At 70.8% G+C, this 14,040-nt stretch carries 14 protein-coding genes; 4 read left to right on the top strand and 10 right to left on the bottom strand.

The window, feature by feature from the left end:
• The first annotated feature begins 11 nt into the window (after positions 1 to 11).
• Complete coding sequence (locus IE247_RS32735; RefSeq protein WP_190126998.1) at positions 12 to 443, top strand: hypothetical protein; 432 nt, start codon at positions 12 to 14, stop codon at positions 441 to 443.
• A gap of 95 nt (positions 444 to 538) precedes the next feature.
• Here the strand turns inward: IE247_RS32735 and IE247_RS32730 are convergent, their stop codons facing one another.
• Entirely contained in the window at positions 539 to 1,702 is a 1,164-nt protein-coding gene (locus IE247_RS32730; RefSeq protein WP_190126993.1) for an acyl-CoA dehydrogenase, read from the bottom strand.
• A 159-nt stretch (positions 1,703 to 1,861) separates the two neighbouring features.
• On the opposite strand from IE247_RS32730, the gene IE247_RS32725 reads away from it, so the two are divergent.
• The gene (locus IE247_RS32725) at positions 1,862 to 3,199 is read left to right on the top strand and encodes a UDP-glucose dehydrogenase family protein (protein WP_190126992.1); all 1,338 of its coding nucleotides are present in this window, start codon (positions 1,862 to 1,864) and stop codon (positions 3,197 to 3,199) included.
• A 63-nt stretch (positions 3,200 to 3,262) separates the two neighbouring features.
• On the opposite strand, the gene IE247_RS32720 is transcribed toward IE247_RS32725, so the two are convergent.
• From IE247_RS32720 to IE247_RS32710, 3 genes are read right to left on the bottom strand one after another with little or no spacing between them, the layout of a single operon-like run.
• Positions 3,263 to 4,477 carry a dipeptidase gene (locus tag IE247_RS32720; RefSeq protein WP_190126991.1) on the bottom strand — a complete coding sequence of 405 codons (1,215 nt, stop codon included), beginning with the start codon at positions 4,475 to 4,477 and terminating at the stop codon, positions 3,263 to 3,265.
• Between the two features lie 6 nt (positions 4,478 to 4,483).
• A complete protein-coding gene (gene purE, locus IE247_RS32715) occupies positions 4,484 to 5,014 on the bottom strand; it encodes a 5-(carboxyamino)imidazole ribonucleotide mutase (protein WP_190126990.1) in 531 nt (176 codons plus the stop codon).
• Entirely contained in the window at positions 5,011 to 6,150 is a 1,140-nt protein-coding gene (locus tag IE247_RS32710; protein WP_190126989.1) for a 5-(carboxyamino)imidazole ribonucleotide synthase, read from the bottom strand. Before IE247_RS32710 ends, purE begins: the two co-directional genes overlap by 4 nt.
• A 188-nt stretch (positions 6,151 to 6,338) precedes the next feature.
• Here IE247_RS32710 and IE247_RS32705 point away from each other — a divergent pair, with 188 nt between their 5' ends.
• Positions 6,339 to 6,863 (top strand): GtrA family protein, encoded by a 525-nt coding sequence (locus tag IE247_RS32705; RefSeq protein ID WP_190126988.1) that lies wholly within the window; start codon positions 6,339 to 6,341, stop codon positions 6,861 to 6,863.
• Positions 6,864 to 6,885: 22 nt separating this feature from the next.
• Here IE247_RS32705 and IE247_RS32700 read toward each other — a convergent pair whose 3' ends face one another.
• Both IE247_RS32700 and IE247_RS32695 read right to left on the bottom strand, forming a co-directional pair.
• Entirely contained in the window at positions 6,886 to 8,151 is a 1,266-nt protein-coding gene (locus IE247_RS32700; protein ID WP_190126987.1) for a sensor histidine kinase, read from the bottom strand.
• Positions 8,152 to 8,266: 115 nt separating this feature from the next.
• On the bottom strand, positions 8,267 to 8,944 hold the full coding sequence (locus tag IE247_RS32695; RefSeq protein WP_190126986.1) for a response regulator transcription factor: 678 nt from the start codon (positions 8,942 to 8,944) through the stop codon (positions 8,267 to 8,269).
• A gap of 490 nt (positions 8,945 to 9,434) precedes the next feature.
• On the opposite strand from IE247_RS32695, the gene IE247_RS32690 reads away from it, so the two are divergent.
• The gene (locus tag IE247_RS32690; RefSeq protein WP_190126985.1) at positions 9,435 to 10,934 is read left to right on the top strand and encodes a peptide MFS transporter; all 1,500 of its coding nucleotides are present in this window, start codon (positions 9,435 to 9,437) and stop codon (positions 10,932 to 10,934) included.
• A gap of 257 nt (positions 10,935 to 11,191) precedes the next feature.
• Here the strand turns inward: IE247_RS32690 and IE247_RS32685 are convergent, their stop codons facing one another.
• The 4 genes from IE247_RS32685 to IE247_RS32670 all read right to left on the bottom strand — a co-directional run bounded on the left by IE247_RS32685 (position 11,192) and on the right by IE247_RS32670 (position 14,029).
• Positions 11,192 to 12,091, bottom strand: coding sequence for a neocarzinostatin apoprotein domain-containing protein (locus IE247_RS32685; protein ID WP_190126984.1), 900 nt, complete (start codon positions 12,089 to 12,091; stop codon positions 11,192 to 11,194).
• A gap of 2 nt (positions 12,092 to 12,093) precedes the next feature.
• Complete coding sequence (locus IE247_RS32680; RefSeq protein WP_190126983.1) at positions 12,094 to 12,816, bottom strand: peptidase; 723 nt, start codon at positions 12,814 to 12,816, stop codon at positions 12,094 to 12,096.
• Positions 12,817 to 12,957: 141 nt separating this feature from the next.
• Positions 12,958 to 13,449, bottom strand: coding sequence for an ATP-binding protein (locus tag IE247_RS32675; RefSeq protein ID WP_190126982.1), 492 nt, complete (start codon positions 13,447 to 13,449; stop codon positions 12,958 to 12,960).
• A gap of 211 nt (positions 13,450 to 13,660) precedes the next feature.
• Positions 13,661 to 14,029: an STAS domain-containing protein gene (locus tag IE247_RS32670; protein WP_190126981.1), complete on the bottom strand. Its 369-nt coding sequence runs from the start codon at positions 14,027 to 14,029 to the stop codon at positions 13,661 to 13,663.
• Between the last annotated feature and the right edge of the window lie 11 nt (positions 14,030 to 14,040).

The following is a 14,040-nucleotide window of genomic DNA, read 5'->3' as shown; positions in this document are numbered from 1 at the left end:
GACGGCTGCTGATGAGCAGCAATGACGAGGGCCTCACCGGAAGCAGTCGGGTCACCGTATTCGCCATGTTCGGCACGGTCTTCGGCTATGCAACGCACCACCTTGACGAGCGGCGGATCGGAGACGTGGCCGTCGTCGGCCCGCTGACCCCCGGAGTCGAGTGGGGACGCCTGTGGCAGATGGCCCGCAACTGCGAACGGACCACAGCCGGTGAGAAAGAGCTGGCCCGATGGGTGCTCGCCCAAGCGACCCGGGCATTCGTGTGCGGCAGCGATCGCATCGCACAATTGCAAAAAGGGGAATGGAAGCTGAAGCCCGGCGGCAGACATGTACGGTTCGACACGACATACGCCAACCGTGACCAGCTCTGGACAGGAAACCTGACCGTCGAGGGACTCACCCCCGATCAGGTGGCGGAGCGCCCCGCGTTCTACAGCGTCTGACCGCGTCCCCGCGGGCTGAAATGCACGGCCCCACCTTCAGGAACGGAAGCGGACCGGGAGCCGTCGGAGACGGCTGCCGGTCCGGGGCGACTCCGCTACGGAAGGTTGCGGGCCATCACGATGCGCTGGATCTGATTCGTGCCCTCATAAATCTGGGTGATCTTGGCGTCGCGCATCATGCGCTCAACGGGGTAGTCGCGGGTGTAGCCGTAGCCGCCGAGGAGCTGGACGGCGTCGGTGGTGACTTCCATGGCGACGTCGGAGGCGAAGCACTTGGCGGCGGCGCCGAAGAAGGTGAGGTCGCTGTCGACGCGCTCGGACTTGGCGGCGGCGGAGTAGGTGAGCTGGCGGGCGGCTTCGAGCTTCATGGCCATGTCGGCGAGCATGAACTGGACGCCCTGGAAGTCGGCGACGGGCTTGCCGAACTGCTTGCGCTCCTTGACGTAGCCCTTGGCGTAGTCGAGGGCGCCCTGGGCGATGCCGAGGGCCTGGGCGGCGATGGTGATGCGGGTGTGGTCGAGGGTTTTCATGGCGGTGGCGAAGCCGGTGCCCTCGTCGCCGATCATGCGGGTGGCGGGGATGCGGACGTTGTCGAGGTAGACCTCGCGGGTCGGGGAGCCCTTGATGCCGAGTTTCTTCTCGGGGGCGCCGAAGGAGACGCCGGGGTCGGACTTCTCGACCACGAAGGCGGAGATCCCCTTGGAGCGCTTGTCGGGGTCGGTGACGGCCATGACCGTGTAGTACTCGGAGACCCCGGCGTTGGTGATCCAGCGCTTCACGCCGTTGAGGATGTAGTGGTCGCCGTCGCGGACCGCCCTGGTCTTCATGCCGGCCGCGTCGGAGCCCGCGTCCGGCTCGGAGAGACAGTACGAGAACATCGCGGAGCCCTCGGCGAGCGGGCGGAGGTAGGTGCGCTTCAGCTCCTCGGAGCCGGAGAGGATCACCGGGAGGGAGCCGAGCTTGTTGACGGCCGGGATCAGCGAGGAGGAGGCGCAGACCCGGGCGACCTCCTCGATGACGATGACCGTGGCGAGCGCGTCGGCGCCCGCGCCGCCGTACTCCTCGGGTACGTGGACGGCGTGCAGATCGCTGGCGACGAGGGCGTCGAGGGCCTCCTGCGGGAAGCGGGAGGCCTCGTCCACCTCGGCGGCGTGCGGCAGGATCTTCGCCTCGGCGAGCGAGCGGATGGCGTCGCGGAGGGCGTCGTGCTCTTCGGACGGGCGGTACAGGTCGAAATCCGGCTTACCGGTCGAGGCCACGTTCTCTCACTCCCCAGAAGCTAACTACCGTTAAGTAACCAACTTTAGAGGCCAGGCCCCCGATGGGCATACGTGAGCTTGGCGACAGGGGCAAACGTGCCCCGGCGGGGGCCCGACTATGCTCGTGCAGCGCCCTTCCCACACCACTCAGGAGCACGCATGGCTCTCAGGATCACTGTGATCGGCACCGGCTATCTCGGCGCGACGCACGCGGCGGCCATGGCGGAGCTGGGGTTCGAGGTCCTCGGGCTCGATGTGGTGCCCGAGAAGATCGCGATGCTCTCGGCCGGCCGGGTGCCGATGTACGAGCCGGGCCTGGAGGAACTCCTCTCCCGTCATGTCGCCGGGATCGAGGGATCGACCGGCCGGCTGCGCTTCACGGACTCGTGGGAGCAGGTCGCCGAGTTCGGCGATGTTCACTTCGTCTGTGTGAACACCCCGCAGAAGCACGGGGAGTACGCCTGCGACATGTCGTACGTCGACGCGGCCTTCTCGGCCCTCGCGCCGCTGCTGACGCGGCCCGCGCTGGTGGTCGGCAAGTCGACCGTGCCGGTGGGCAGCGCCGCGCGGCTGGCGCGGCTGCTGGCCGAGCGGGCGCCGGGCGATGTGGAGCTGGCGTGGAACCCCGAGTTCCTGCGGGAGGGCTTCGCGGTCGACGACACCCTGCACCCGGACCGGATCGTGGTCGGCGTGGAGAGCGAGCGGGCCGAGCGGACGCTGCGCGAGGTGTACGCCACCCCGGTCGCGGGCGGATCGCCCTTCGTGGTCACGGACTTCCCGACGGCCGAGCTGGTGAAGACCGCCGCCAACTCCTTCCTGGCGACGAAGATCTCCTTCATCAACGCGATGGCGGAGGTGTGCGAGGCGGCCGACGGCGATGTGGTGAAGCTGGCGGAGGCCATCGGCCACGACGAGCGCATCGGCGCGAAGTTCCTGCGGGCCGGCATCGGCTTCGGCGGCGGCTGTCTGCCGAAGGACATCCGCGCCTTCATGGCGCGCGCCGGGGAGCTGGGCGCGGACCAGGCGCTGACGTTTCTGCGGGAGGTCGACTCCATCAATATGCGCCGGCGCGGCCACATGGTCGAGCTGGCCCGGGAGGCCGTGGGCGGCGGCTCGTTCCTGGGGAAGCGGGTGGCGGTGCTGGGCGCGGCCTTCAAGCCGGACTCGGACGACGTCCGGGACTCCCCCGCGCTGAATGTGGCGGGGCAGATCCATCTCCAGGGCGGCCAGGTGACCGTCTACGACCCCAAGGGCATGGCGAACGCGCGCGGCCTCTTCCCGACCCTGGGATACGCGGACTCGGCGCTGGCGGCGGTGCGCGGCGCGGATGTGGTGCTGCATCTGACCGAGTGGCGGGAGTTCCGCGAGCTGGACCCGGCGGAGCTGGGCGCGGCCGTGACGAACCGGATCGTGCTGGACGGCCGGAACGCGCTGGACCCCGTGAAGTGGCGCGAGGCCGGCTGGGTGTACCGGGCGATGGGCCGCCCGCGCTCCTGAGAGACGTCAGGGCGTACGGGGACCGGCGAGCGGTCTCCCGTACGCCCGAAGGGCCTTGAGGCGTCAGCCGTCCAGCTCGGCGATGGTGGCGATCGACGGGCCGCGCAGGGAGCGGGCGTGCCGGGCGGCCGACTCCGCGTCGCGCAGTACGCGGACCGCGTTCCGCCAGGTGAGCTTGGCGAGGTCGGACTCGGACCAGCCCCGGCGCAGGAGTTCCGCGAGCAGATTGGGGTAGCCCGCGACATCGTCCAGGCCGGACGGTGTGAACGCGGTGCCGTCGTAGTCCCCGCCGATGCCGAGGTGGTCGATGCCCGCGATCTCGCGCATGTGGTCGAGATGGTCGGCGACCGTGGCGGCGGTCGCCACCGGACGGGGGTTGGCCTGCTCGAAGGCGGCGTGGAGCTTCATCGCCTCCGGGGTGGTGTCCAGATGGTCGAATCCGTGCGCCCGGAGGTTCGCGTCCGCCGCGAGCGTCCACTGGCCGGCTTCCGGGAGGACGAACTTCGGTACGAAGGTCGCCATCGCGATCCCGCCGTTGCCGGGCAGCAGCGCCAGGACGTCGTCGGGGATGTTGCGGACATGGTCGCAGACCGCGCGCGAGGAGGAGTGCGAGAAGATCACCGGCGCGGCCGAGGTCTCCAGGGCGTCGCGCATGGTGGTGGCGGCGACATGGGAGAGGTCGACCAGCATGCCGAGCCGGTTCATCTCCCGTACGACCTCACGGCCGAAGGCGGAGAGCCCGCCGACGCCCGGCTCGTCGGTCGCCGAGTCGGCCCACGGCACATTGTCGTTGTGGGTGAGCGTCAGATACCGCACGCCCAGCTCGTAGAACGCGCGCAGGGTGGCCAGGGAGTTGTTGATCGAGTGGCCGCCCTCGGCCCCCATCAGGGAGGCGATCCGGCCGCTCTCGCGGGCCCGCTCCATGTCGTCGGCGGTGAGGGCGCGGGCCAGATCCCCGGGGTAGCGGTCCAGCAGCCGGGAGACGGCGTCGATCTGTTCCAGGGTGGCGCTGACGGCGTCGTCGCCGGTCATCGAGGTGCGTACATAGACCGACCAGAACTGCGCGCCAACGCCGCCGGCGCGCAGCCGGGGGAGGTCGGTGTGGAGCCGGCCGGTCTGGTCGCCGGAGATGTCGAGGCGGTCCAGGTCGTAGCCGGCCTTCTCGCGCAGCGCCCAGGGCAGGTCGTTGTGGCCGTCGACCACGGGGTGCTCGGCGAGCAGTTCGCGCGCGCGGCCGAGATGGTCGGAGGCTGAGTCCAGGGCGTTCACGGCGTTCATGGTCTTCTACTTCCCGAAGCCGAAGGCGGACGAGCCCTCGACCTTCGCGCGCAGTCGTTTGCCCTTGTCGGTGGCCTGCTCGTTCAGCCGCCGCTGGAAGTCCTTCATCCGGGCCAGCAGCTCGGGGTCGTGGGCGGCGAGGACGCGCACCGCGAGCAGGCCCGCGTTGCGCGATCCGGCGACGGAGACCGTGGCGACGGGCACGCCCGCCGGCATCTGGACGATCGACATCAGCGAGTCCATGCCGTCCAGGTACTTCAGCGGCACCGGGACGCCGATCACCGGCAGCGGGGTGACCGAGGCGAGCATGCCGGGGAGGTGGGCCGCTCCGCCCGCGCCCGCGATGATCGTCTTCAGGCCCCGGGCGTCCGCGCTCTCGCCGTACGCGATCATCTCGTGCACCATCCGGTGCGCGGAGACGACGTCGACCTCGTAGGGGACCTCGAACTCGTCCAGGGCGAGGGCGGCGGCCTCCATCACGGGCCAGTCGGAGTCGGAGCCCATCACAATGCCGACAAGCGGAGCGGTGCTGCTCATTCGGTGATCGTTCCTCTGAGGTAATCGGCTGCGTGGCGGGCACGTTCGAGGACGTCCGCGAGATCGTCGCCGTATGTGTTGACGTGGCCGACCTTACGGCCCGGCTTCACGTCTTTTCCGTACATGTGAATCTTGAGCTGCGGATCGCGTGCCATGCAATGCAGATACGCCGGATACATGTCGGGATAGTCGCCGCCGAGCACATTGCACATGACGGTCCAGGGCGCGCGCGGGCGGGGATCGCCCAGCGGGAGGTCGAGCACGGCCCGTACATGGTTGGCGAACTGCGAGGTCATGGACCCGTCCTGGGTCCAGTGGCCGGAGTTGTGCGGGCGCATGGCGAGTTCGTTGACGAGGATGCGGCCGTCGGTCGTCTCGAACAGCTCGACCGCGAGATGGCCGACGACGCCCAGCTCGGCGGCGATGGTGAGCGCGAGGTGCTGCGCCTGGCCGGCGAGTTCCTCGTCCAGTCCGGGCGCGGGGGCGATGACGGTGTCGCAGACGCCGTCCACCTGGCGGGACTCGACGACGGGGTAGGCGACGGCCTGTCCGTGCGGGGAGCGGACGATATTGGCGGCCAGCTCGCGGGTGAAGTCGACCTTCTCCTCGGCGAGGACGGGCACGCCCGCGCGGAAGGGCTCCACCGCGTCGGCCGGGGTGCGGACGAACCAGACGCCCTTGCCGTCGTAACCGCCGCGCACGGTCTTGAGGATGACGGGGAAGCCGCCGACCTCCTCCGCGAACGCCGCCGCGTCCTCGGGGTCGGCCACGATCCGGTGGCGCGGGCAGGGCACGCCCAGCTCGCTGAGCCTGGCCCGCATCACCCCCTTGTCATGGGCGTGGAGCAGCGCCTCGGGCCCGGGGCGGACGGGGATGCCGTCCGCCTCCAGTGCGCGCAGATGCTCCACCGGGACATGCTCATGATCGAAGGTGATCACGTCGCAGCCCCGGGCGAAGGCGCGCAGGGTGTCCTGGTCGCGGTAGTCGCCGATGACGACTTCGCTGACCACCTGGGCCGCCGAGTCCTGCGGGGTGTCGCTGAGGAGCTTGAAACGAATGCCGAGGGGGATGCCCGCCTCGTGGGTCATACGGGCGAGCTGACCGCCGCCGACCATGCCGACTACCGGGAACGTCACCCCCCTAGCGTATCGGCCACGGCGGGGGCCGTTTCGGGCCGCCGGTCGACCGTACGCACGGTAACGGAATGTCACACGTGCGGTCACGGGCTCGCCACACCATCCTTCGGGTGCCCGGGCGGGCGGGCGGACCGCTGGTTAGCATGACGGGGTCGAAAACACCGATCCGATGGGGCTGGACTCTCACTATGAGTGAACGTGGCGGAGTGCTGCGCACGCGGTTCGACCAGCTCGTGCGCGAAGTCGCCAAGTTCGGGGCGGTGGGGGGAGCGGGGGTCGTCGTCAACCTCGCGGTCTTCAATCTGGTGCGTGCGACGACGGAGCTGCCGGTGGTGCGGGCGTCGCTGATCGCCAACGCGGTCGCCATCGTCTTCAACTATCTGGGGTATCGGTACTTCACCTACCGTGACCGCGACAAGAGCGGGCGTACGCGTCAGCTCTCGCTGTTCCTGCTGTTCAGCCTGGTCGGCATGGTCATCGAGAACGGCATTCTCTACGCGGCGACCTATGGCTTCGGCTGGGACAGCCCGCTCCAGAGCAATGTCTTCAAGTTCTTCGGCATCGGGGTGGCGACGCTCTTCCGCTTCTGGTCGTACCGGACGTGGGTGTTCCGGGCGATTCCCGAGGAGCGGGAGGAGCGGGAGGAGCGGGATCCGGCGGCTGAATCGTTCCTGGAGCACCGGGAGCCGGACGCGGTGGGTCCACGCCCCTGAGGCACTCCTTTGATTTCCGGGCTCAGCGGACGGTGGGCCTCTCCTCCGCGCGTTTACGGGCCTCCCGGCTCAGGAAGAGGGCGAATACCGGCGGGTGCTGTTGCAGCATCTCCAGCCGGCCGCCGTCGGCCTCCGCCAGGTCGCGGGCGACGGCGAGCCCGATGCCGGTGGAGTTCCGTCCGCTGATGCTCCGCTCGAAGATCCGCGCCCCGAGGTCGGCGGGGACTCCGGGGCCCTCGTCGGTCACCTCGATCACGGACTGATTGCCGGTGACCCTGGTCCGGAGGGCCACCGTGCCGCCGCCGTGCATCAGCGAGTTCTCGATGAGCGCCGCGAGCACCTGCGCGACGGCCCCGGGGGTGCCGACGGCCCGCATGCCCTGCTTGCCCGAGCAGACCAGGGCCCGGCCCGCGCTGCGGTACGCGGAGCGCCACTCGGCCATCTGCTGCTGGACGACCTCGTCCAGGTCGAAGGCGATCGCGGAACCGGTCCGGGGGTCGCGTGAGTTGGTCAGCAGCCGCTCGACCACATCGGTGAGCCGCTCGACCTGGGTGAGGGCGACGCTCGCCTCCTCCTTGACGGTGGCGGGGTCGTCGGTGGCGGAGATCTCCTCCAGCCGCATGGAGAGGGCGGTCAGCGGGGTGCGGAGCTGGTGGGAGGCGTCGGCGGCGAGCCGTCGCTCGGCGGTGAGCATCCGGCCGATCCGCTCGGCGCTGGCGTCCAGGACATCGGCGACCCGGTCCAGCTCGGGGACTCCGTAGCGGCGGTGGCGGGGGCGGGGATCGCCGGAGCCCAGGCGCTCGGCGGTCTCGGCGAGGTCGGTGAGCGGGGAGGCGAGCCGGTTGGCCTGGCGCACGGCGAGGAGGATCGCGGCGATCACGGCGATCACGGCGACGCCGCCGATGATCAGGAGGCTGTCGCCGACCTCCCTGGTGACCGAGGAGCGGGGCTCCTCGACGACGACCGTCTCGCCCTGCTCGCCGGTGGCCTTCCCCTGGATGACGCCGCCGTCGGGGCGCTCGCCGATCTCGATGGGGGCGCGCCCGGGGATCTCGATGAGGGCGTACCGCTTCGCGCCGCTCTGGTCGGCGATGACGTTCGGGTTCACCGGCTTGCCGTCGAGGAGGAGGCTGTCCACGATGCTGGCGAGCCGGTAGGCCTCGGCGTCGACGCTCTCCTGGGCGCTGCTGGTGATGGTGCGGGTCTCGACGATGACGAGGGAGACGCCGAAGACGGCGATGACGACGAGGACGACAGCGAGGGTGGAGTTGATCAGTCGTCGGCGCACGGGTGCCTCCGGGCGGTGCGATGGTGGTCGGCGCTTCTCGAAGGCCCGCTCCCGGAGCGGGCGGACCGGGTCGGACGGACCCGGAGCGGGCCTGGCCCGGGCGGACCCGGGTCGGTCAGCTCTTCTCGAAGCGGAAGCCGACGCCCCGGACGGTGGCGATGTAGCGGGGGTTGGCGGCGTCGTCGCCGAGCTTCTTGCGGAGCCAGGAGATGTGCATGTCGAGGGTCTTGGTGGAGGACCACCAGGTGGTGTCCCAGACCTCGCGCATCAGCTGGTCGCGGGTGACGACCCGGCCGGCGTCCCGGACCAGGACCCGCAGCAGGTCGAATTCCTTGGCGGTGAGCTGAAGCTCCTCCTCGCCCATCCACGCGCGGTGCGACTCCACGTCGATGCGCACGCCGTGGGTGGCGGGCGCGGGCGCGGGCTCCGTGGCGCCGCGCCGGAGCAGGGCCCGGACCCGGGCCAGCAGCTCGGCCAGCCGGAAGGGCTTGGTGACGTAGTCGTCGGCGCCGGCGTCCAGGCCGACCACCGTGTCCACCTCGTCCGCGCGGGCCGTCAGCACCAGGATCGGCACGGTGTGGCCCTCGGCGCGCAGCCGTCTGGCGACCTCCAGGCCGTCCATGCCGGGCAGTCCGAGATCCAGTACGACCAGATCGACGCCGCCCGCGAGACCGGCTTCGAGCGCGGCCGGGCCGTCCTCGCGCACCTCGACCTCGTATCCCTCCCGGCGCAGCGCGCGGGCCAGGGGCTCGGAGATGGAGGCGTCGTCCTCGGCGAGCAGTACACGGGTCATGCAGTGATGGTAGTCCGCGAGCGCCGCACACTGGGGCTCGGTGCACCGGCCCTGCGGGTCCCAGTGTGATCAGGAGTACGACCTTCGAAACAGGGCATCCGGTTCCTTGTGGACCTGTGATCCATATCTCAAGTCCTTCCATATCCGACAGTGTCGTGTCGTATGGTGTCGAGTACGCCTGTAGCACTACACGGAGACCTTTGGCCTGCCGCGCGGAAAGCGAGCAGCGGCAGCGCGGCCAGGGGTCTCTTCTGTGCGCGGGTCCGGAGATACCGGACCCGCACCCGACAGTGAATGACCTGTGGGCCGGGCCCCGGGCGCAATGACGCCCCGGGGCGTGGATCCCGGTTCGGACATCTCCTCCGCCCTCGGCGCACGCCGGGGCGAACCCCTCAGGCGTGGGGTGGGGCTGCTTCCGGATCGGTGCCGGTCACCCCCACCGGGCGCGTACCGCTCACGAAGCAGCGCGTCCCGACAGCAAGGAACGACCATGGCGTCAAGCCTGACGAAGGATTCGGCCGGCCCCGCGGCCGGCGAGAAGACCTTCCTCGGCCACCCCCGCGGCCTGGCCAATCTGTTCATGACCGAGATGTGGGAGCGCTACAGCTTCTACGGCATGCGCGCTCTGCTCGTGCTCTACCTGTCGACCAATGTGGCCGACGGCGGACTCGGCATGAAGGACGCGACCGCGGTCGCGATCTACTCCGTCTACAACGCCATGGTGTACCTGCTCGCCCTTCCCGGCGGCTGGCTCGGCGACCGGGTGTGGGGCGCGCGCAAGGCGACGGCCATCGCCGGCGTGATCATCATGACCGGCCACTTCCTGCTGGCGGTGCCGGCGAGTGCGTCGTTCTTCATCGGTCTGGCGCTCATCGCGGTCGGCTCGGGTCTGCTCAAGGCCAACATCTCCACGATGGTCGGCCAGCTCTACTCGGACAAGAACGACCCGCGTCGCGACGGCGGCTTCACGATCTTCTACATGGGCATCAACCTCGGTGCCTTCGTCGCCCCGCTGACGATCGGCTGGGTCGGCCAGAAGATCGACTGGCACCTGGGCTTCGCGATGGCCGGTGTCGGCATGGCGCTCGGTCTGCTCTTCTACTTCCTGGGCTTCCGCAATCTCGCGCCCGAGTCCAGCGTGGTTCCCTCGCCGCTGACCGCCGAGGAGCGCTCGGGTCTGATCCGCAGGGCGCTGATCTGGCTGGGCGTCGCGGTCGGCGCGTACGCCATCGTCGGCCTGGCCGGTGTGTTCACCCTGGACTGGGTGCTGTGGCCGCTGACGGTCCTGGGTCTGCTGCTGCCGTCCTGGTACCTGTTCCGCATCAAGCGGGACAAGGACCTGTCGGTGGTGGAGCGCTCGCGGATGACGGGCTACATCTGGTTCTTCGTCGCCGCCGCCGCGTTCTGGGCGATCTACGACCAGACCGGTTCGGTGCTGTCGCTCTTCGCGAAGAACGACACCCAGTCCACGCTCTTCGGCTTCGAGTTCCCGACGACCTGGTTCCAGTCGCTGAACCCGCTCTTCGTGATGGCGCTCGCACCCGTCTTCGCGATGCTGTGGGTGGCGCTCTTCAAGCGGAACCGCGAGCCGAGCACGCTCTCGAAGTTCGCCCTGGCGCTGGTGCTGGTCGGCGGCTCCTTCGGCGTGATGATGGTGGCGCAGGGCCTCGCGGCCGGCGACGCCAAGGTCTCCCCGATGTGGCTGGTCTCGGTCTACTTCATGCAGACCGTCGGCGAGCTGTGCCTCTCCCCGGTCGGGCTGTCGCTGACGACCAAGCTGGCCCCGCAGAAGTACGCCGCGCAGATGATGGGCGTCTGGTTCCTCGCGCTGACCGCGGGCAACTCGGTGATCGCGCTGCTCCAGCTGCTCGGAGCGCCGACGGACACCCAGGGCTGGTTCGCCAGCCAGGGCGTGATCGCCGCGCTCGCGGGTGTCGCCATCTTCATGTGGCGGCGGAAGGTCAAGGCCCTCATGGGCGGCGTCCACTGACGCCCGCCCCCGCCTGAGCGCCCCAGGGCAAGGCCCGCCGCACCGGTCCCCACCGGCGCGGCGGGCCTTTCCCGTACCCGATTGCCTCCCAGCGTCTAGGGCCTGTCTGACGGATCAGGCTGGATCAGGGAGCGGGGTCTGGTGCCGTGGATTGCAAGGCGGAGGAGGGAGCCAATGTGGTGTATTGGCGACCGACGACAACGCGGCAAGGCGCGGTGCCAGGGCCCGGGAGCCCAGCAAGATCCGTCAGACAGGCCCTAGCGGGGCCGGATCCGGTCGAGGACGGCCGTCGCGGCGCGGAAGAGGGCCGCCGGTACGACGAGGGCGAGCAGGATCCAGAAGGCGGTGACGCCCCAGGGGCGGGGCACGTCCCAGGGGTGGGTGAGCAGGGTCCGGCCGCCGTGCCGCAGGGAGATCCGGTAGTCGCCGTACGCCCCGGCGGGCAGCTCCACGGGGAGGGTGAGCCGGGCCTTCTCGCCGGGCTGTACGGTGCCGCGCCAGCGGCGCTCCTGCCACTCGGGCGCGTAGACGCCGTGCGCCGTGCCGAGGCGGAGGACGGGGTCGGTCACCGGGGCGGTGCCGAGGTTGCCGACCGTGAGGGCGAGCCGCCGGGAGGGGGGCGCGCCGAAGCGGACGAGGATGCCGGATTCGCCTTCGAGCCGGGGGACGGTCAGTACGGCGAGCTTTCCGCCTGCGGGCCGGGGCAGCGGGGCGGTGGGGTGGCCCGCGACGGCGAAGGGGGCGTCCCGGGCGGCGCGGTCGCCGGTGACGGTCGCGGCGTGGATGACACAGGGGCAGGGTACGGGGGGTTTCGCCACCGGCAGCTTCCGGCTGAAGGAGCCCCCGGCGTCGGCGGTGACGGCACGGCCCTCGGCGTTGGCGCAGCTGTTGGTGCCGCCGATCATGTTCTGTCCGCAGAGGAGCAGCGTCAGCAGGGCTCCCGGCCGCCAGCCGGCGCCGCTGACGGTGATCTCCTCGCCCGGGGCGGCGCGCTGCCGGGAGAGGGCGGTCTCCGGTCCGGCGTCGGCCGCGGTCGCCGGTGCGGCGGGGGCCGCGGCGAGCAGCGGGAGGAGGAGCAGGGCGAGCGGGCGGGCGCGCCGTCTCCGTGCGGGGGGCCGGGGGGTCCGGCGGCCCGGCTCCGTGTCCGCCTCGTCCATCGTCAGTCCGCGGTCCGCCGGCCGCCGTCGCGCCGGGTCAGCCAGAGCACCCCGGCGGCTCCGGCGAGCAGCACGGTGCCGCCGAGGGTGCCGAGCGCGGCGGCGGAGTCGAGCGGGCCGGTTCTGGGAAGCTCCTCCTCGGCTCCCGAGCCGCCGGAGCCGGAGCCCCCGGAGCCGGACCCTCCTGAGTCCGTGCCGCCGGAGTCGGATCCCGTACCCGTGCCCGTCACCGTCAGCCTCAGCGAGGGCCCGGGGTCGTTCCGCGGAGTGCAGGTGGTCGTCGTACCGAGCGCCTTGATGGTGAGCACCCCGGCGGTGAAGGTGACCTCGCCGCTCTTCTTCGGTGTGTACGTGCCCGAGAGATCGCTGATCCTGATGGGGGTGTCGGCCGGGATCGCCTCCGTGTTCGCGGGCCCGGAGACCGCCACCGCGCCCGATTCCGCGCCGCCCAGTTCGACGCGTGCGCTGGGGGTCATCGCGCCCTTGCCCAGCTCCACCGGGCTGGACGAGACGCCCTTCTGGAAGGACATCGTCAGCCGGTAGGAGTCGCCGCTGCGGACCGCCTCGATGTCGATCGGCGAGACCGCCGTCTTCACCCCGATCGGCGTCTGGCACTTGTACTCGACGTCCACCACGGCCGCCCGCGCGGCCGGTGCGGCGAACAGCGGCGCCGGGCCCGCCAGCGCCGCCGCGAGCGCGAGAGCCGTCCCTCTCCGGTGTCCCACCTCAGCGTTCCCCTCAGCCGGAAGCCGCCCGCATCTGACGGCTCATCAGATCGAGCGCTCAAGGTACGCCGGATACCCCTCGGAGGGAAGACAAAGAGCACGCCGGTTCGGCGTGCTCCTCTCCCGGCGGGCGGGGCCCTGCTATCCGGGCGCGGCGAGTTCCGCCCAGACCGTCTTGCCGGGCGCGCCGGGGACCCTGACGACGCCCCAGTCGAGGCAGAGCCGCTGGACGATGAACATCCCGTGGCCCCCGGGGCGTCCGGCACGGTGCGGAGTGCGCGGCGCGGGCTGGCCCGCGCCCCGGTCGGAGACCTCCAGGCGCAGCACCTCGCCGTCGCAGCCGACCTTCAGCTCGTCCGGGCCCTCGGCGTGCAGACAGGCGTTGGTGACCAGCTCGGAGACGACCAGCAGTACGTCCTCGGCGGCGGCCCGGCGGTCGGCGGTGGCGGCGGGCAGCCACCCCCAGTCGTAGAGCGCCTGGCGGGTGAAGTCACGGGCGAGCGGGACGATTCCGCTGGCGCTGCCCAGGGCGAGGCTGCGCACCGGCCCCCCGGGCGTGGCGGGGGGAAGGCCCCCGAGTACGCCATTCGGCTCGGGGCCGAGTTCGCCCGGCTGCGGCCGGGTGGTGCTCATCAGCGCTTCACCTCACCGATTCACCAGTCGTGATGGATACCGGCGTCACCGCCGCTTCCCGCGTTCACCGCTCTTGCGTGCGGAGTACCGGACACCCGGCCCTCCGCGCGGGCTCGCGGGGTTCTCCTGCCCTGACACGTGACGACGACACCCGTCACACGCCCTCGGCGGAATCCCCCCGGCCGCCCCTGAGACCTCCGTCACGTCCGTGTCAGACGGACAGGGCCTCTTCCACGGAGCGGTGGACGGTGAAGACCGCCTCCGCCCCGGTGATCTCCAGCACCCGTGCCACCACGGGCAGCAACCCGGCCAAGTGGACGCCTCCCCCGGCGGCCTCGGCCTTGAGCCGGGCGCCGAGGAGTACGTTCAGTCCGGTCGAGTCGCAGAACTCCAGCTCCGAACAGTCCACCACCAGCCGGGAGCGCCCCTGCGCGAGCGCCTCGTCGAGGGGCTCGCTCAGCAACGCGGCCGTATGGTGATCGAGTTCACCCGACGGTTTCACGACTTCACTCAGGCCCTCGGTCCGAACCCCGACCTGAAGCCGGCCACGATTCGCGCTGCCGGCCGTCCCGCGGTCCATGCCCGTTCCTC

This window comes from Streptomyces inusitatus (assembly GCF_014651115.1).
GTDB classification, from domain to species: Bacteria; Actinomycetota; Actinomycetes; order Streptomycetales; family Streptomycetaceae; genus Streptomyces; species Streptomyces amakusaensis.
This window is presented reverse-complemented; position numbering and strand designations above follow the sequence as displayed.